At 47.0% G+C, this 18,226-nt stretch carries 20 protein-coding genes; 12 read left to right on the forward strand and 8 right to left on the reverse strand.

The window, feature by feature from the left end:
* Nucleotides 1-160 precede the first annotated feature (160 nt).
* The 7 genes from XMA127_RS11375 (at nucleotide 161) to XMA127_RS11405 (ending at nucleotide 6,197) form a co-directional block, all read left to right on the forward strand.
* Nucleotides 161-1,351, forward strand: a complete 1,191-nt coding sequence (locus XMA127_RS11375; protein ID WP_173499212.1) for an integrase arm-type DNA-binding domain-containing protein — start codon at nucleotides 161-163, stop codon at nucleotides 1,349-1,351.
* Nucleotides 1,344-2,063, forward strand: coding sequence for a hypothetical protein (locus XMA127_RS11380; protein WP_173499213.1), 720 nt, complete (start codon nucleotides 1,344-1,346; stop codon nucleotides 2,061-2,063). The genes XMA127_RS11375 and XMA127_RS11380 overlap by 8 nt, the downstream gene beginning before the upstream one ends.
* 121 nt (nucleotides 2,064-2,184) lie before the next feature.
* A complete protein-coding gene (locus tag XMA127_RS11385) occupies nucleotides 2,185-2,379 on the forward strand; it encodes an AlpA family transcriptional regulator (protein WP_173499214.1) in 195 nt (64 codons plus the stop codon).
* Nucleotides 2,379-3,824 (forward strand): phage/plasmid primase, P4 family, encoded by a 1,446-nt coding sequence (locus XMA127_RS11390; protein WP_173499215.1) that lies wholly within the window; start codon nucleotides 2,379-2,381, stop codon nucleotides 3,822-3,824. The genes XMA127_RS11385 and XMA127_RS11390 overlap by 1 nt, the downstream gene beginning before the upstream one ends.
* Nucleotides 3,825-4,049: 225 nt before the next feature.
* Entirely contained in the window at nucleotides 4,050-4,547 is a 498-nt protein-coding gene (locus tag XMA127_RS11395; RefSeq protein WP_173499216.1) for a hypothetical protein, read from the forward strand.
* Between the two features lie 371 nt (nucleotides 4,548-4,918).
* On the forward strand, nucleotides 4,919-5,542 hold the full coding sequence (locus tag XMA127_RS11400) for a hypothetical protein (RefSeq protein ID WP_173499217.1): 624 nt from the start codon (nucleotides 4,919-4,921) through the stop codon (nucleotides 5,540-5,542).
* A gap of 19 nt (nucleotides 5,543-5,561) precedes the next feature.
* Complete coding sequence (locus XMA127_RS11405; RefSeq protein ID WP_173499218.1) at nucleotides 5,562-6,197, forward strand: hypothetical protein; 636 nt, start codon at nucleotides 5,562-5,564, stop codon at nucleotides 6,195-6,197.
* Between the two features lie 50 nt (nucleotides 6,198-6,247).
* Here the strand turns inward: XMA127_RS11405 and XMA127_RS11410 are convergent, their stop codons facing one another.
* Both XMA127_RS11410 and XMA127_RS11415 read right to left on the reverse strand, forming a co-directional pair.
* The gene (locus tag XMA127_RS11410) at nucleotides 6,248-6,700 is read right to left on the reverse strand and encodes a JAB domain-containing protein (RefSeq protein WP_173499219.1); all 453 of its coding nucleotides are present in this window, start codon (nucleotides 6,698-6,700) and stop codon (nucleotides 6,248-6,250) included.
* A gap of 394 nt (nucleotides 6,701-7,094) precedes the next feature.
* Nucleotides 7,095-7,721 (reverse strand): hypothetical protein, encoded by a 627-nt coding sequence (locus tag XMA127_RS11415; RefSeq protein WP_173495112.1) that lies wholly within the window; start codon nucleotides 7,719-7,721, stop codon nucleotides 7,095-7,097.
* A 494-nt stretch (nucleotides 7,722-8,215) separates the two neighbouring features.
* Between XMA127_RS11415 and XMA127_RS11420 the strand changes: the two genes are divergently transcribed.
* The 5 genes from XMA127_RS11420 (at nucleotide 8,216) to XMA127_RS11440 (ending at nucleotide 12,481) form a co-directional block, all read left to right on the forward strand.
* Nucleotides 8,216-8,539, forward strand: coding sequence for an SHOCT domain-containing protein (locus XMA127_RS11420; protein ID WP_217362119.1), 324 nt, complete (start codon nucleotides 8,216-8,218; stop codon nucleotides 8,537-8,539).
* 385 nt (nucleotides 8,540-8,924) lie between these two features.
* Nucleotides 8,925-9,350 (forward strand): MerR family transcriptional regulator, encoded by a 426-nt coding sequence (locus XMA127_RS11995; RefSeq protein WP_173495111.1) that lies wholly within the window; start codon nucleotides 8,925-8,927, stop codon nucleotides 9,348-9,350.
* A complete protein-coding gene (locus tag XMA127_RS11430; protein WP_217362120.1) occupies nucleotides 9,337-11,589 on the forward strand; it encodes a heavy metal translocating P-type ATPase in 2,253 nt (750 codons plus the stop codon). The genes XMA127_RS11995 and XMA127_RS11430 overlap by 14 nt, the downstream gene beginning before the upstream one ends.
* 35 nt (nucleotides 11,590-11,624) lie before the next feature.
* Complete coding sequence (locus tag XMA127_RS11435; RefSeq protein WP_173495109.1) at nucleotides 11,625-11,975, forward strand: cupredoxin domain-containing protein; 351 nt, start codon at nucleotides 11,625-11,627, stop codon at nucleotides 11,973-11,975.
* A 50-nt stretch (nucleotides 11,976-12,025) separates the two neighbouring features.
* Nucleotides 12,026-12,481 (forward strand): cytochrome c, encoded by a 456-nt coding sequence (locus XMA127_RS11440; RefSeq protein ID WP_173495108.1) that lies wholly within the window; start codon nucleotides 12,026-12,028, stop codon nucleotides 12,479-12,481.
* Between the two features lie 23 nt (nucleotides 12,482-12,504).
* Here XMA127_RS11440 and XMA127_RS11445 read toward each other — a convergent pair whose 3' ends face one another.
* The 6 genes from XMA127_RS11445 to XMA127_RS11470 all read right to left on the reverse strand — a co-directional run bounded on the left by XMA127_RS11445 (nucleotide 12,505) and on the right by XMA127_RS11470 (nucleotide 17,225).
* On the reverse strand, nucleotides 12,505-13,404 hold the full coding sequence (locus XMA127_RS11445; RefSeq protein ID WP_173495107.1) for a copper resistance D family protein: 900 nt from the start codon (nucleotides 13,402-13,404) through the stop codon (nucleotides 12,505-12,507).
* Nucleotides 13,405-13,453: 49 nt separating this feature from the next.
* Nucleotides 13,454-13,801: a copper resistance CopC family protein gene (locus XMA127_RS11450; RefSeq protein ID WP_217362121.1), complete on the reverse strand. Its 348-nt coding sequence runs from the start codon at nucleotides 13,799-13,801 to the stop codon at nucleotides 13,454-13,456.
* Between the two features lie 37 nt (nucleotides 13,802-13,838).
* The gene (locus XMA127_RS11455; RefSeq protein ID WP_173484145.1) at nucleotides 13,839-14,192 is read right to left on the reverse strand and encodes a cytochrome c; all 354 of its coding nucleotides are present in this window, start codon (nucleotides 14,190-14,192) and stop codon (nucleotides 13,839-13,841) included.
* 102 nt (nucleotides 14,193-14,294) lie between these two features.
* Nucleotides 14,295-15,020: a cytochrome c biogenesis CcdA family protein gene (locus tag XMA127_RS11460; RefSeq protein WP_173484146.1), complete on the reverse strand. Its 726-nt coding sequence runs from the start codon at nucleotides 15,018-15,020 to the stop codon at nucleotides 14,295-14,297.
* Between the two features lie 10 nt (nucleotides 15,021-15,030).
* Nucleotides 15,031-16,422, reverse strand: coding sequence for a multicopper oxidase family protein (locus tag XMA127_RS11465; RefSeq protein WP_254443918.1), 1,392 nt, complete (start codon nucleotides 16,420-16,422; stop codon nucleotides 15,031-15,033).
* Nucleotides 16,422-17,225 (reverse strand): DsbA family protein, encoded by an 804-nt coding sequence (locus XMA127_RS11470; protein ID WP_173495106.1) that lies wholly within the window; start codon nucleotides 17,223-17,225, stop codon nucleotides 16,422-16,424. Before XMA127_RS11470 ends, XMA127_RS11465 begins: the two co-directional genes overlap by 1 nt.
* Nucleotides 17,226-18,226: the final 1,001 nt, after the last annotated feature.

Below are 18,226 nucleotides of genomic sequence, written 5' to 3' on the forward strand. Positions count from 1 at the left end.
CCTCGAGGCGATTACGAACAGAGATCCTGTAAAGTCTTATATAGTATTAATAACAATAACTTATAGTAATTTTGCGTCTTCTAGCGTCCTGTAAGATTCATTGAAATACCGTATCAAAAACGGTATCGTTTACGGTATCAGACGGTACAGGACAACAAAAGTGAAGCGTGTTTTATCAGATGCAAAGGTCAAGAACCTAAAGCCCCAGGAGAAGGGGTATAAGGTCACTGATGGGGGCGGCTTGTATGTCTACGTTACCAAGACCGGAACAAAGTCCTTTCGTTATGACGCAAAAATAGACGGTAGCCGGAAGACAATCACCTTTGGTACCTATCCTGCCATGTCACTCGCAGAAGCTAGAGAAGAGCATGAGAAAGCACATGCGCTAGTTGCTAAGGGCATTAATCCAAAAGACGCTACACCGGATAAAAATTGCTTCAGCTATTACTCACATGAGCAAATGAAGACTCTAGATCTAAGGGGGTCTACCTATTCTAAGCGTATAGGTCGAATGGAGAAGTATCTCTTCCCTGTCTTAGATAAAAAAGACGCTACTCAAATCACAGCCCAGGATCTGAGTCAGTTACTTAAACCCATCGCTGAATCTGGTAAACGTGAGACAGCCCAACGTTTAGCGATTTACTGCCGTCAGACATTTGATTACATGATCGGTCTACAGTTAATTGAAAACAATCCAGCTGATACTGTTAGACGCACACTGCCGAAAGTTAAGGAAACTAGGAACTTTGCCCACTTAACAAAAGTAGAGGATGTGGCGCTATTCCTGAAGGCGATCGATACCCATACTGGAGACTACGCTGTTAAGAAGGGACTACAATTTATGTCCCTAGTTTTCTTGCGCCCTCACAACATCAGGTTCTTGAGATGGAAGTATGTCGACTTTGCGAACAAGCTAATTACATTTCCACCAGAAGAGATGAAGACTGATCGAGAGCATAAGGTTCCATTGTCTAAGCAGGCGATTAGTATCCTAAAGGATATGCAAAAGCTCACAGGCAGGTTTGAGTATGTGTTCATGAGCTCCATAAGCATTAATAACAATAAACAGCCGATGACGGAGAACACCTTAAACGTAGCAATCACTAGGTTGATCAACCCTAATACTGGCGAGCAGTTTGGAAGAGGGTTCATGACTTCGCATGGCATAAGGCATACCGCCAGCACGCAACTCAACGAGCTAGGTTACAATCCTGATGTAATTGAAATGCAACTTGCTCACGCTCCCAAGGATAGGATTAGGGCTGTTTATAACAAAGCAGAGTACATGCCTGAGCGAACAAAGATGATGCAGGAATGGGCCGATTATTTGGATAAGTTAAAGAATGACTAAATCACTTAGAGACCTTATCAACCTTAGCGAAGCAGCATCCACAATTAAGCTGGATGTATCAGATCTTCTATTTAATGCATTGGAGGGCAAACTGGACCTTTTCACTATCTCCACGTCAGAACGCACCCTAGATCTTTTTCCATGTAAAAAAGAGTGGGTTGATGAGGAGGGGTTCTTTATTGATACCTACGATCGTGAAAACCGCCAGCATTTTGAGTTAGAAATTGGACAGGTTTTAGCACTGAACAAGTCAGCAATTAAAGGGCTTATAGTTAATCAGAAATTTTTAGAAGTGGAGCTGCTTCGTAATCTTGGCGATGATCTAACTGACACAGAGTTCGATCACTGGAGAACAGCAGAAGAGCTATACGATCATCATAAGTGGGTCGATGGTAAACCTAGTTACAAAGAGGTTGAGCTAGACAATATCTTCATGCTCAAGTCTGAAGTTAACTCCTCGAAGCAACTATCCACCTCTCCTGTAAACAATGCGCTAGCTTCCAATACTTCTCTAAAAGTTATTGGTTTACTAATGCATCATCTGGCTAAAAGTCCCAAATACGCTTCAGGCACAAGCCCTAATAAAAGCCAGATTAAAGAGCTGCTATTAGAGCTAGCCGTTGAGCTGGACGTTAACAATTACGGCTTAAGCAAAGTCGATGAACGCCTGTTAGCTGAAGCCATGAAGTATCTGGAGACTCAGAAGAACTAATTAGGAATTTCCCCACCTGGGGAATCCTCTTCCCCCACCTGTGAGGGAGCAAACCCTCTAAAAATTTGTAATGCACCTACGCCGAATGACGGCGCAACTTAAACAGGAAAAGGTGCATATCATGCCTAAACTACTAAAGCTTAAAGACGTAATCGCCACTACCGGCTTATCACGTTCATACATCTACGCTCTTGCTCAACAAGGTGCATTCCCAAAACCAATCAAACTAAGCGAGCGCTCAAGCGCATGGATTCAATCAGAACTAGAAGAGTGGATTGACTCTCGTATCGCCCTTCGTGATCAGGAGGCAGCGTAATGAACTCTCTAAACACAACTAGCATCCTAGAAGTAGCTCCAACAACTGGAGTAAACACTGACCAGATCACTGAAAAGCTTCTTGACGGGGAACACAACATAATCATTGCCGAGCTACTTGTAGCAAAGCATAAGGACAACATTCTGTTTGATACCACTCGCAAGGAGTGGAAAGTTTTCCAGAACGGGGTATGGCATGAAGCTGAGGATGCAGCAAACCTAGTTTGGGATTTCTACTACCAAATCATTCTGGACATTTTCCACGGTGAATACCCAGAGATTGAGGCAGGTGAGCCTACTTGGCTTAAGAGCCAAATGAACCAAAGCAAGGTGAATGCTGTATTGAAGGTCGTCCAGATCAGAACAGCAAAGGGTGTGAAAAAGCTTAACGCGAATCATAACCTTATTGGCATACAAGACTCTGTATACGACATTGAAGCAGGCTCAACTCGACCAGCAGTAGCAAGCGATCTAGTCATGAAGTCATTGGGCACAACCTACGATTCAGATGCTACATGCCCGCTATGGGAGAGCTTCTTAGACACATCGATGCAGAGTGATCAGGATATGATCAAGTACCTTCAACGTCTTGTTGGTTACTTCCTAACCGCTAGCACAAAAGAACAGGAGATCTACTACTTCTATGGAACAGGCGCTAACGGCAAATCAACCTTTATTGACCTAGTAAAAACACTTCTAGGCACCTACGGCGTTAAAGCTTCATCTGATAGTTTCATGCAGAAGAAAAGCAGTGCACCAAACCTAGGCGCACACGCAAGTCTTGCAACGCTAGCAGGTGCACGACTAGCTATTACAGATGAAACAAACGACAACGAAACCTTCAATGCACAGATGCTGAAATCCATCTCTGGTGATGATGAGATTACTGGCAGGTTCCTTCGTGGCAATCCAATCACGTTTAAATCAACAGCGAAGATTGTTATGTACGGGAATGATAAGCCATACGGCAACATCAATGATGAGGGCTTCTGGCGCCGATTCCGGTTTATTGAGTTCGGGCATGTAGTGCCTGATTCACAAAAGGATAAAAACCTCCTTGTGAAGCTCAAAGACGAACTACCAGGTATCCTTAACTGGGCGCTTGCTGGACTTGCTGACTGGCGTAAAAACGGTATTCAGACCCCTAAAAAGGTACTTGATGAGCGTGACAACTACAGACGTGACCTGGATTCTGTTTCTGAATTCCTTCAAGAAAACACCAAGTCAGTACCTGGCCAGAAGCTAACAACCAAACAGCTTTTTGAATATTACCAACAATGGTGTGAGACCAACCTTAAACACCCAGAAACCAAACAAGGCTTTAGCAAACGCATTGCTTGGTACTTCGATACCCATATGAAAGGCCAGGTGAGCCCATACAGATCTAACAAAGATCGCGGTTACCAGGGCATTCAATTCGATGATCAATACCGCTTGATCGAATAAGAGTGACACGAGTGACGGCAAATTCCAGTTAACTTTTTTGCGAAACAGAAGCTGGAAATTGCTGTCACCCCACCCATTAGACAACACCTTCTAGATATCGAACCCTTATATATTATTTAAATAATATGTAAAAATACTTACAAAACAGATACTTAATACAGTTTTGATCTATGAAAATTATCGTTTTTTAGGATCGAAATCTATTGAAATTATAGGAATTTATTTATGACCAGCATGATTGAACTTGATCAGAAACTAGGGGATCTAAACTCAAACGAACACTACGAGATCCTAGTAAACAAAAAGAAAAATGAAAAGGTGCCACCCTTCCTAGTTATAGGAAATGGCAAAACAACGAAGGACTTTCCTGAAGATGTAGCCATTGATGCCATTAGAGTTTTAAGCAAACTATCACCAACACAGATTGGCCTGATAGCGGAGCTTAAAGACATCCTAGTGAACCAAACTATTAGGAACCACTATACTAAACGGAGAGTGGATAATCCCAATCTGATCATTCTAGATAAAAACAAAGATAACGAGCTGCACAAGAGCATCAGAACTAGGATGAGTGATAACAAAAATGGAACCAAACTTCAGGAACTAAGAGTACTGAAGCAACCCAAGCCAGGCACTTACATGCTGAACCCTTACATGTTCATACCACCTTATGAATTTAAAAGGATTGCAGAGATCTGGAAGGAAATGCCAACTAAATCATAACCCTCACACACCTAGTGGTCAGATTTACCCCGTGTCGTTGCGTCGGAACTAGAAGCACCCGAGCGAAGCGAAGTGCTTCGATGTTCCGTAAGCAAAAGACTAAGGGGTGAAGATGACGAAGCCTCGGCAGAGGCTGAGAACGCTCTTATGGCTATGCCATCTATCCTGAAGAAATCAAAAACATCTCCTAGGTCCTGTTCATAAAACTAGGGAGTAAGTATCTGATGCCGAACAAGCACTATTTCTAATGGTGATTGTGAAGGTATCCAGCAAGCGAAGCGCGGTAGGTGTCTATGATTTTCTACAAGCATAAGGATGAACACACAAATCCATCTTGTTATACTTGGTAGAATTTTTAGGAATTCGATAACATGAAACAAACTCCTATCTTGTTGGCACTTGCAATCGCTTCAGCTTCACGTGCTGTAGAAGCATCCGATGATTATGTTGACCTAGGTTATGCTGGTCACTCATCGAAATTTTATAATCAGACCTACCATCTAAAGCTATCAAAAGAGCTTACGGATACTGTTGTTGGGACTTTGGAATACAACACAACTTATGCTGATTGGCGAGATCCAGGCGAGCATGAAGAGTTTACAACCCATTCTTTTCTCTTTGATATCTACAAGCTATTCCCGCTTAACGACCACGCAGAAGCGTTTATTGGCGCAGGTTATAACAGCTCATTTTCTAAATTTAATTGTATATCGGGATGTGCGAACTCTAGTTACACAAATCAAAAACCTGAAGGGACCGCTTTAGAAGGGACTGTAGGACTTCGCTATGTTGCAGAGAACGGTTTTGCAATCTCAGGACAGTACACCGCTATTAATGATCTGAATGGCACATTCTGGACAAGCGATTCATCTTATGAATTTGATCTGTCATATCCAGTCCTTGACGATGTGAAGGTTGGTTTGCGTCAGCGAAACTACAAGGCAACTGGCGGTGACCTGGACTTCACTGCGGTGTACTTCAGATATTCATATTGAGTCGAAGGAAGCTAATAAAATGATCAAAACACTTTTCTTAGTCTTTGCACTAACTTCACTCAATGCTAAAGCAGAGGCTGTTAACGATGCTCGATATAATTTCCTTGAGGTTGGCTACTCGCAAATAGACGCTGGTAAGGTGGGTTCCGAGGATCGTGTTTGGTACGGACCTCATCTAAAAATTTCAAAGTCTGTGTCGGATCAAGTTTATCTTCAAGGGTATGTTTATTCCGTTGCTGCGGATGAGACAACCTCAGAATACAGTCAGGTATCTTATGAAGCATCGATACAGTCTAGATTTGAGATAAGTGGAAGCAGTGATCTGCACTACGGTATCGGGTACATGGACTACACACTAGATGCTAGAAATAAATCTAGTGGCAGTAAGGCCTCTATTCATGGTAGACATTTAATTTACAAGTTGGGTGTAAATCATGAATTTTCTGACGGGTGGGTAGCAGACCTAGAATTCCAACATTTTCCAGAAATTTCTGATGTTGGCTTTGATTACAATCACACCTCGATTCAAGTAACAAAAACAATAAGTGAGACAATTTCTGCTGGAGTGAGTTTCGGTCAGATTGACCCAATAAACGTAGATGGTATTGATCGTAATACTACTGCTTCGGCATTTGTTCGTTATACATGGAAATGATTCAAAGTAAGAAATAACCCAGCCGTAGCCTTCGCAGCTGGGTTTTTTCGTTACAATAACTCATACTTCGCTAACGAGTAAGAATCCTTTCTAGATACGAAGATGTGATCAAGCAGCTGAATGCCAAGCAACGCCAGCGCATCTCTGACTTTACCTGTTAACTCCCTGTCTTCATCCCTAGGTACTACATCACCCTCTATATGGTTCTGACACAGCACTACAGCCCCAGCATTGAGTTCTAGAGCCTTGCGAGCAATAACCCTAAGCTTAATGCTAGATACGCTCACAGGGCCTCTAAAGAGCCTCTGGAAGCTGATCATCCTGTACTGGTTATTCATGAACATAGCACATAGCCATTCGTCCTTATCACATGCCAGCCTAATTCTAAGATACTTCTGCATCTCTACAGGTAATGCCAGGCCATTCTCCTGGCTGAGCTTGTTCTGGATGACGTTAAGCGCAGCATTGATTACCTGCTGTTCTTGGTTTGTATATTTACTCATGGGCTTATCCCCTAGTTGTTAGATTCCACCCACAAGAATCGAACTTCGGGAAATGAGCCCCTCGGATAAATACAACTAGGGGGGGGATGTGTGATCAATAAGTTGTGTAAGTAAGTAATACCTTCTCACCAAACGCGAGCAATTTGCCGTCTAGCGGTTCTGGTTGGCATTGAATGGGAGCTAGGGCGTTAATGTCACTTCAAAATTATAAAAGTGTAAACGCGCAATTGCGCACTTTGTCGAGTATCAGAAGTTCTCTAAGTAGCATAGACATGGGGCCGAATCCATAAGCGACTATTTTTTGTCAAATTTAGATCAGAGCTGGGGGGAGCGTCAAAGTTTTGGCGATTAAGGGAGCGGCAAGGGGCTGCCGTTACCCTTTACTGTTTCGAAATTACTTATTCAGGAAGAAGCCCCCACTGGTATTTTCCCAAGGACCACCTGAGAAGTTCATCGTCAAACGGCGATCGATCTCACCGGCGTATAGCAGATACGTGTAACCATCGATATCAACACCCGGCGCCATAACTAAACCTTCACCGCGGACCTTATACTTAACCGGTTGGACTGCGTTAGGCGCTAGCATAAAGTTGATTCCCTGCAGTGCGTTTTGGAAGCGATCGAACTCATTGCCATTTGCTAGCTCGATACGGTAGAGATCATCGTGCACGTATGAATCAGTCACGCTGACATACCAAGGAGCCGATACCTGTGTCCCGCTCATCGGCATCTGCCCCTCGATCAGTAGATTGATACCCATATCGGTATTTTCCAACTCGATATCGTCGATATCCATAAAGTCTTCAACAGTGGCAATAATCTGATCAAGCTCAGCGCGCTGTTCAGCGTCTAGCTCCGACATCAAAGAGAACTCAGCTTCAAAAGAGATAGTTGACAGCTCGCCTTGCCCCACGGCTCTTATCTCATCTGTCTTGAGGGTCACTTCGAGCTTATCGGCGTTACAGCCGGCTAACACACCCAGCAGTGTAAGCAGAGAGAGGGGTTTTATAACGTATTTCATGTGGTCTCCGTTTTTATTATTGTGAATGCTTACGGGGCCTAACACGAAATGGACTTACCAAAAGGAGAAGTTACACCGCATTCCAGGCTTAAGCTGAGCGCTGGAGCAGTAGCGTAGTTAGCGACACGGAGCTACGCCACTTCATAAGCGCGAAGTATAAGAGATGATGACACTCCGTTAGGAGTGGCAAACGTCGATTGAGGGGTGCCTAGTTCAGCGGCTGTTACCGGCACATAGGCGTCATATTCAACGGACGGAGAGATGGCGGTTAAGCGCACATTTCAGCCGTTACAGGTTTGTGATGATTTCTCTATAGCAGACGGAAGGCATCCAAACCGTAGATCTGCCGGAGTCGGCACAAAGAAGACGTCCAACCTTCATAAACCTCAACAGTTTTTTGAGTCAAGGTCCTTGACCTGTGAGTTAGACACAGGCTTATAGTCAAAATATAAACACTCTGATTAGTTTTAGACGAATCGATAAAGGAGATGATTATGTTTTATCGACAACTTACTTTTCTAGTTTCATTTGCGACTGCCAGTAGGAACTTATATGCAGACGGTCTTAATGGATTAAATCAATTCGATCATTCGATGATAGGGAGTATGGGGATGTTTGGCTGGTTTGGAATGTTGCTATTTTGGGGAGTCCTATTTTTTGTTGCTGTTTTGATTGTTCGATCGCTTCTACCTGGTAATTCTAAGCAAAAAAACAGCTCTGCAATGGAACTTCTAAATGAGCGATTTGCCCGAGGTGAAATTGATGAAGAGGAGTTCGCTAAGCGCAAACTCTTACTAAGTGACTCAGAGTCTCAGTAAGTGAGGCAACATGGATACACACAATACCGGGATAAATGAAGCGTTTCTTGTAAAACGAAATCTAAAGCTGACTGGGCTAACGGAACAGAAAATTGAGGTATTTACTCCAGAAATCCGAGTGATTAGAGGAATCGATACCGTCGAGTTTGACGCAACACGAGAGAGGATAAGAGTGTCATATGATGCATCCGTTACAAGTATAGATTCAATCCTAAAGATTCTTAAACAATACAGCGTCGAACCTAACAATGGCTGGTGGAACCAATTAAAACTGGGCTGGGATCGACAAATCGATCAGAACGTCAGCGACAACGCAAAGCACGTCCCTCATTGCTGTAGTAAGCCCCCACCAGGACATTAACCGAGATATAAAAAGGAGTCTTCCATGCAGGTAAATGAAGTTGCAAAGCTACTCTCTATCACGCCCGATACAGTTAGGTTTTACACGCGCTCCGGTCTCCTGAAACCTCAGATCAATCCAGACAATGGGTACAAACATTTCAGTCCATCGGACATCAACCGGCTCAAGTTCATCTTGGCAGCGCGTAGCCTGGGATTCAGTATCGATGATGTTAGAGAGATATTCGCGCGGACGGATCATCAGCATTCGGCCTGTGGTTTGGTTAGGGACATTATCAACCAGCGCCTGGAAGAGACTGAAGCCAGATTCCGTGACATGGTCGCTCTGAGAAACCGCATGATTGCTGCCGCTAAAACCTGGAACGAGATGGAAGACCAGTGTCCAACCAACGAGTCGATTTGCCACCTCATTGAAACTTTTACAGAGGATGAAGCTCATGAACAGCATTAAGGTCGCGAAGCATCCAATTATTCTGGATATTCAAGGCGCTAGTTGCGCCGGATGCGTCGCCAAAATCGAAAAGTCTTTGAAAGCAGTACCCGGTGTGACTTCGGCTGAGATGAATTTTGCTGATCGCACCGCGACTATCGAAGGCGACGTAGCGTCCGACACCCTGATAGATGCGGTAACTCAGGCAGGTTACGGTGCAAAAGAATCTGAAAACGAGTCGGAAGCTGACAGTCTGGCGGAGAAAGAAGCCGCTGACGCGCAGTACTACCGGCAGCTGATGCGCAATGTAGTGGTCTCCCTGAGCATCGGTGTGCCGCTGATGATCTATGGGCTGTTCATCGGTGAAATGTCTGTCACTACCGGTACGGAGAGACTTGTCTGGGGCATTATTGGCCTGGTTACACTGGCGACAATGGTGCTCGCCGGTCGCGGCTTCTATATCGGTGCCTGGAAGGCGTTTCGTACCCACTCAGCCAATATGGATACCTTGATCGCACTCGGAACGGGAGCCGCCTGGCTCTACTCCTTTGCTGTAGTAACTGCACCCTCGCTTTTCCCCGAAATGGCACGACACATCTACTTCGAAGCGACAACGATGATCATTGGTCTGATCAATCTGGGTCTGGCACTGGAAGTTAAAGCGCGGGGACGTACCTCGGAAGCGATCAAGCGGTTGATCGGCCTGCAACCCAAAACAGCCCGTGTCCTCCGTGGTGATGAAGAGGTAGATATCCCTATCGATGATGTTGTTATGGGCGACAAGCTACGCGTTCGCCCAGGCGAAAAGATTGCAGTCGATGGCCGCGTTGTCGAGGGACACTCCTCCATTGATGAATCGATGCTGACTGGTGAACCTGTTCCTGTCGTCAAAGAGATCGGTGATGAAATCATCGCCGGCACGCTAAACAAGAGTGGATCGCTACTCTATGAAGCGACGCGTGTGGGCAAGAACACAGCGCTGTCGCAGATTATCGCTTCAGTTAAAAAAGCGCAGAACTCCAAACCACCGATTGGACGCCTTGCCGATAAGATCAGCGAGTACTTTGTACCCGCGATTATGATCATCGCGATTGTCAGCGCGCTGATCTGGGCCAACTTTGGACCCGAACCCACCATTGCCTTCGCGATTATCTCAGCGACAACCGTACTGATTATTGCCTGTCCCTGTGCGCTTGGGCTGGCAACACCGATGTCCGTCATGGTTGGGATGGGTAAAGCGGCTGAGGCGGGTGTACTGATTCGCAACGGGGAAGCACTGCAAACCGCCTCTCAGATCACGGCGATGGTTCTTGATAAAACCGGCACTATCACTGAAGGCAAGCCGGCTGTGACCGATATTTTACCGGTAGCGGATCTCGACAAAGCAGGTCTGTTAGCACTGGTCGCCAGCCTTGAGACTGGATCAGAGCATCCACTGGCAGAAGCGATTGTCGAAGCGGCAAAAGCACAAAACCTGAGCCTGGAGAAAGTCACAGATTTTCACGCGCACTCCGGTCAGGGCGTCTCTGGCAAAGTAAATGGGAAGACGGTGTTACTGGGTAACGCTTCATTTATGAAGCAGAACGAGATCGACGTCAGTGCTCAGGTCGATGAAGCCCAGCGCCTTGCCAGTCAGGCAAAAACGCCGATGTTTATCGCAGTCGACAATCAGTTCGCGGGGATTGTTGCCGTTGCTGATCCGATCAAATCTGATTCCGAACTAGCCATTAAGCGCCTGCAAGCTCAGGGGATGAGGGTCATTATGCTTACCGGGGATAACAGTGCCACGGCTAAAGCTGTAGCCGCCCAAGTGGGTATCGATGAATATCATTCCGAAGTCATGCCTGAGGATAAGCTCGCCCATATTGAGTCGCTTCAGATGGCAGGTGAGATTGTCGGCATGACGGGGGATGGCATCAATGATGCGCCGGCATTAGCTAAGGCCAATGTTGGCTTCGCCATCGGCACCGGGACGGATATTGCGATCGAGAGTGCAGATATCACCCTAATGCGTGGTTCGCTGCACGGACTGGCCGATGCCGTTGCGGTCAGCAAGGCTACGCTAACGAACATCAAACAGAACCTGGTTGGCGCGTTCATCTACAACGTTGCGGGCATACCCATCGCTGCCGGTCTGTTATACCCAGTCTTTGGCGTACTACTCAGTCCGATTGTTGCCGGTGGTGCGATGGCCTTTTCGTCACTAACGGTCGTCACCAATGCCAATCGATTGCGCCTGTTTAAAGCGCAGCAGCATTAATTTTTGGGCGCTAGAGCGCTGAGGAGGAATAACCGATGATACTCATCAACCTAGCTGGCCTGGTATTAATCGGACTGATTGTCTGGTGGTTCTGGCTATACAAGCCTGTCGCCTCGGTTGCGTCAGCGAAGCAGACCATCAAAGTCGCTGACGGTGTGTACACACCCGCACATATCAAGATACCGGCAGGCAAACCCACAACGCTCAATTTTTTGCGTGAAGATAAAGCCCCCTGCTCTGAAATGCTGCTGGTCCCCGGTCTCGGCATCAGCGTCTCGCTACCCATAAACAAGGTAAAAGCGATCCAGATTCCGGCGAGCCCTGCGGGCAGTTATGCGTTTCATTGCCAGATGCAGATGTACCGGGGCGACATTACGGTCGAATAGATCGAGTCTTCAAAACATCTTAATTTCCATAGACCTAGCTTGGATGGATTATGAATAATGGAACAAAATTAGGCATTGCAGCTGGCGTAGTTGTTCTGAGTACAGCCCTTGCCTTCGTTTCGACGAACAGTGCTCAGGGCAAAATTGCCTACACTGATGCCAAAGCCGTGAGTGCAGGTAAAACGATTTATCAAAACGAGTGTGCCAGTTGCCACGGCGCCGATCTGAAGGGAGAGACAGATTGGCAGAAGCGTGACGAGAACGACTACCTTCCAGCACCACCGCACGACGAAACGGGACACACCTGGCATCACGATGATGCGCTTCTGTTCCAGTTAACCAAAGAGGGTGTTCAGTCGATCGCTGGCGCGGATTATAAGTCAAAGATGCCAGCTTTCGTCGGAAAGCTGACCGATGACCAAATCTGGTCGGTTTTGGCGTATATCAAAGCCCAGTGGCCTCAGGAGATAGCACAACGGCACACCGAGATTTTCAAAGATAAATGATCGTCTGAGCTATCACGGACGCATCAGTGAACTGGTCCCACTAAGGTGGTCAAAACTGTTGTTATTGCAAAAATTGATGCCCCGATGATCTTCTCCAGAAAGATAGAACGCTTCAATACACCCGCATCCTGCGTGTGTTTAAGCCGGGGTACCAACACCAATTTATGAAGCGCGGCCAGCGACAGAATTACCCCTACCAGAGCGACTTTAACCAAGAGTAAAATGCCATAATCGCTGGTAAAAAGATTCGACCAACCGGTCAACTGGTAGCTCATATACACGCCACCAGCAAGCAGCACCAAGACAGCCGTTACCGCTAGCTGACCGAAACGATCTAGTAAACTGTAGGCTTCACTAAATTCCAGGTGATGACAGGCCAACCAGAGTGGAAAGAGCGAACCCATCCACCAGGCGGTTAAAACAACATGGATTGTTAGAACACTTTGAAATAACAGTGGCTGTTCAACTGCGTGCCCTGCCTCACTGAACGACAGCGCCATAAGCCCCATACCGGCCAGCACAAAGAGCCCCTCAATCAATCCGAGCTCAATACGTTGCTCACGGTTCCCACTGCGAACTAATGCTAGAAACAGAAGACCTCCAAGAATCATTAGCAAACCGATGCTTCTTAGAAACAGTGCTTCACCCAGCGGCGACTCCCACATAAATCCGATCATATCGGGATCGAACATCCCGCTTAACCCTTCGTCATAGGCCTCGCCCACCCGGACCAGAAAATGCAGAATCGCGGCACTGACCGCCAACAGTGTCGCTATCAGGGAATAACGCATCAACGCCGGTTTGAGCAAAATCTGCTGCTGCATCAGCCATAGACTGGCTGTACCACCAATCGCAGCCGCAGCGCCGATATAAAGTAACCAGCGCGTACCAACAACAAGACCGTCCCAAACAATCAATTCCATACGTTAACTCCCTTTACTAGCTTTCTTATGGCTACCCTACTTTGTAGAGTTACTCCTGCTTAAATCCAAAATCTCCCTTCATCATATGCCCATCCTCACCCATGGCCTTCCATTGAACGGTATAACTACCGGGTTGTAGTGCTTGAAACATCGACTCAAAGTGAGTCCCTGCTTCCGTCGAACGCGCAAAGTTAACCGGTACGGAGTTCTCATTTGAGTCGAGTACTTTGATACTGATCAGCTTCGTAGGATTCTTGAAGGTCAGCTCTACACGATCTGTCGGCGCCGACATTGACGCGCCATTGGCCGGAAAGGTTTCATGCATAACGCCATGCGCGAATAGGTTGGTAGACAGCACCATAGCTGAGCTTAAAAGCAATAATTTCAATCGTTTCATCTCTGTTCTCCTGATTTAGTTTGGATGTACCCGCCAATTACATATTGTGTGCCCGACGCTCCACGCCATTTTGAACCTGAACCTCGCGTATAAATTCGATCACAGCCATGGTTTCTGCAAATCCAATTTTCTCCTGAGCAGGCATATCTCCGTATGGCCAATGATGCGCTCGGACACCGTGCTTGATTGCATTCACTATCGCCTGATTGGAGTGGTGTCCGGGATTATAGATATCATGAATGAGTGGCGGCCCCTTCTGTGAGCCTGAACCGTTCTCCCCGTGACAGGCTGCACAGGTACCGTTAAAGACTTTCTGCCCAAATTCAGCACGGCCCGAAAGTTCCCCGACGGTCACGTTAACATGCCCGTCGCGATGGTCCGCATTGGCCATCGCGCTCACGCCTAATGCGGCGGTGAAAAAAAGATTCTTGAATAGCTGTTTAGTGTTCATGTTAATTTTTCTCTTATTTATTTCCTAAGTTGTTGTATGAAATTATCCGACGGTGCCTAAAACCGGGAACGCATCCATCATCCAAACCGCAAAGAGCGTCAACCGCCCGGTAACCATGGCAATCCCCATAATCACCATTGTGATACCGGCACCAACGTAAAGATGACGACTGAATCGCGCTAAGCGAGCCATCCGCTTTTTAAAGGTACCCATAAACATCGCAACCAGCAGAAACGGTATAGCGAGCCCAAGCGCATAAAAGGTCAGAAGAATCACGGCACCCTGAGGATCAGCGTTTAAAGAACTCAGGGTGAGAATGACTGCCAATATTGGGCCAATGCATGGAGTCCAACCCAACGCGAACGAGATTCCCAATATAAAGGCTGTCGTTGGGTTTGCTGAGCGGATCGCAGGATGGAGTCGAATATCACGGTACAACCAGCTCAGCTTTAGGACTCCTGTCATGAAAAGCCCAAATACGATAACCAAACTACCTCCGACGAGATTGGCTTCGTATCGATACTCAGTGAGCAGCTGTCCCAGAAAACTGGTACTGGCACCTAATGACACAAATACGATAGAGAAGCCCATTACAAAAAACAGGCTAAGCACCATATGAGGCCAGTGATGCTCGGCGTGGCTTTTGTCGCCAGAACCTGCAACAAATGAGAGGTAGCCGGGCACGAGCGGCAGCGTACAGGGTGATAGGAAGGATATAATTCCGCCGGTAAAGGCGGCCAGCAAGCCTAATTGGGTGAGGTTTTCCATTATATCTACCTCAACCAATCACTTTTATCCAGCTAACCATGCCCGCCGCCTGATGCTCTATCATGTGACAATGAAGCAGCCAGCTACCGGGCTTACCCGCAATAAAGCGAATTCGGGCTGATTCACCGCTATCCATCAGCAGCGTGTCATGCCACAAATCAGGGTTGTATCGCGCTAGATCAGCCTTGAAATGGTGCCCGTGCAGATGCATGCCATGTGCCCAACCGGTGTTGTTTATAATCTCTATTTCAACCAACTCACCCGATCGCGCCTCAATTAAGGGATCAAGCGGTCGGTTTGCCACACCGTTGAATGCCCATATCTGCCTGTGCTGAATAAGCTCCTGCATGCTCATCTGCTGCCCGTTATAGACAGCCTGAGTCATTGAGCCCATGGCTCCGCCAGTCATGTCGAGCACCAACTTATGATCCGGTATCTGATCGGGGGATATCTCTTCTATAGGGTTAGCCGGTAAGGGGTCGGGAGACTGCACTCGTTCCGATTCATGCAAACCCTCTACCTGAAGATAGGCCATCTCGATGGGGGCTCTGTCCGTGGGCATCGTCACAGATAGCTGGCCTTCTGCGTCCCTCGGAATATCCAGAATAAGATCGTATCGCTCGGCCGGAGCCATCACCACCGTCTCTGTAACTTGCATCAAGTTTGCAAGCGGCTGTCCGTCTTTGGCTAGGATCCAAGCAGGAACTTCCGGCAGATCGACAGCAAAGATGCGCGCATTTGCGGTGTTCAGTAGCCGTAAACGCACGCGTGATCCTGCTTTTACGGTAAAGCTTGGCTGTACCTCTTTATTGATCGTCAGAAAGTTGCCTAGCCGACCACCGTGCGCCCACTCATGAAGACTCCCAAGACTCTCCGTATCCAGTTGCCCTTCATTGTTCAAGCGCCAGTCATCGATAACCATTAGGATATCCTGATCGGTATCTGAGGCGATCTTCTCTTCTACGACTAAGGGAAGGTAAAGCCCCCGAGCCAGCTGTTCGTATGTTTTATGATGTGAGTGCGCCCAGAAGGTTCCGGCATCTTCGGGCGTAAAGCGATAGGTAAACGTGCCGCCGGGTGGAATAGGCTCCTGGGTCAAGCCACTCACACCGTCCATCGCATTTTCAATTCGTAATCCGTGCCAATGAAGGGTCGTGGGCTCGGGGAGTTGATTGACCACCTCAATCTCCACCGGTTCCCCTTGTCTAAGGGTTAATAGGGAGTCGCTTAGCCCCCAGAGTTCGACTGGAATCTCTGATTCAGGAATCCAATTCCGCTGTTCGGGCCTTAACTCCAACCGAAAGCGACGCACCTCTCCGACTGACGGAAGCGCTGCCAGAACGGGTTGAGTAAAAACAGTCATGGCCGCAAGGCGTACAAAGTCTCTGCGATTCAGCTTCATCAGCGAGCCTCTTTCATCTGAGCGAGTATTTGTTCCAGATTTTGCAGAGGCTGTGCGCCACTGACCGGAATCACATTACCGTTACGATTATCCCGCAAGAAATTACCCGGAGTTCCGCTCACGCCAGACGCCACGCCGTTCTGATAGTCTGCTTCAACTTTATCTTTGAATCGCCTTTCAGTTATGCAAGCAATAAAAGCGCCACGATCCAGCCCTATCTCTTCAGCCAGTGGAACCAGGTTCTCTATAGGGAAACCTTTCCCGTTGGAGGTAGTTCGTTCATAGATAAGGTCTGAGAACTGCCAAAACGCATCAGATCCGCCCACCGCCGCCGCACATTCAGACGCTTCAGCCTGAGCTTGAGCGCCCGGGTTATGGAAATCGAGCGGAAAATGTCGGTATACCCAGTTTACGTCAGGATGCTTCTCGATAAACTCAATCGCGGTAGTATGAAATCGTTTACAGAAAGGACACTCGTAATCGGAGTACTCAATCAGCGTAAAGTCCGCATCCTCACGTCCGCGAATGTGATCCTTAGCAGGATCTACAGCTGCCAGATTCTTGGCTGCTTGCTCCAACGCCTGACGTTCGCGATCGGCTCTCGCCTCATTCTGTTTAGCAATGTAGCGATTGATCGATGCTTCAACTTCTCTGTCAAAGTCATCGCTTTTTAGATATTCGCTGATGCGCTGATCAACTATACGTTCAATTTCATCGCTGTTATCGATTGCGTAAACGGGGGTAATCGCAACGCTTACTATTACTGCCAGGCTACAGCGCACACGGCTTAAAGTCCGGTCCATGAATATTCTCCGAAAAAATAGAAAATTGCCGATACAAGTCGACAGAAACTACATTAAAGATAGATAAGTTTCAGAGTTATGAGCGCGGTGGCGGGACAGTAATCATGTAATGCCCAGTAAGTGTCGCAGGCACTGAGGTTTGGAAGGACGGCACATCAGCTAAGCTGATTCGCGAATCGACGGGGAGTAGAGTTGTAGCAAACAGGCTGGTACAGACGGAGGAGCACCTCGGCGATTGTTGATTACAACAGCCATGCTGCGCAGCGTGATGACTCATATGAACAGATGACGACATCTTCTCAGTCATTTCTGCACCAGACACATCAGCTGTGCTCAGCGAGGCAAATCCCAGCAGCAAAAATGACAGCAGTGTGGAAATAAGGAGCTTCATCACTAACGTAAGTAAACATCTGGCTAAAACGAATTTCACGAATTTTAAAGCTATTAGTCTGACTGGGAACTGAACCGCTGAACTTATGAGATACCAACGGGTTCAACTTGTCGTAGTCACCGAAAAAACGTCTGCTTAACCGATACATTAGATAATGCTAACGGTCCGAATAGGGCCAAAACTAGGCATTTACTAGGTTCCAGCAAATGGCTCAGGAGGGTCGTGAATTGCCACTCAGCCCTAATTTAAAGCGGACGGATTTAGCATCTCTAGGTATTTGATTATCCATCCGTTCACTACCCAAGCGCCTAGTTACAAGAACTCCCAGACATGAACTTATCTGTACGTTCATGTACGTCAAAACACGTTCTGTGTATGGGCTTGTATGTAAAGGTTCCTGGATGGGAACGTGAGAACTAGGTGTATGGTCGTGTACGCAAATCAGAAGGGCTAGTTTTGGTGTATGCACCAGTAACAATGAGAGGCTGTTACCGGCACATAGCAGTCGTTTACAGCTGCGAATTAAATCAGAATCTAGCCAATTAAAACATTGGCAAGCCCCGAATCGCCTTAGATGCTTGAAAGTTGATCAAGTAACACCTTATATGAT

It is taken from the genome of Marinobacterium sp. xm-a-127 (assembly GCF_013283425.1).
Taxonomy (GTDB): Bacteria; Pseudomonadota; Gammaproteobacteria; order Pseudomonadales; family Balneatricaceae; genus Marinobacterium_E.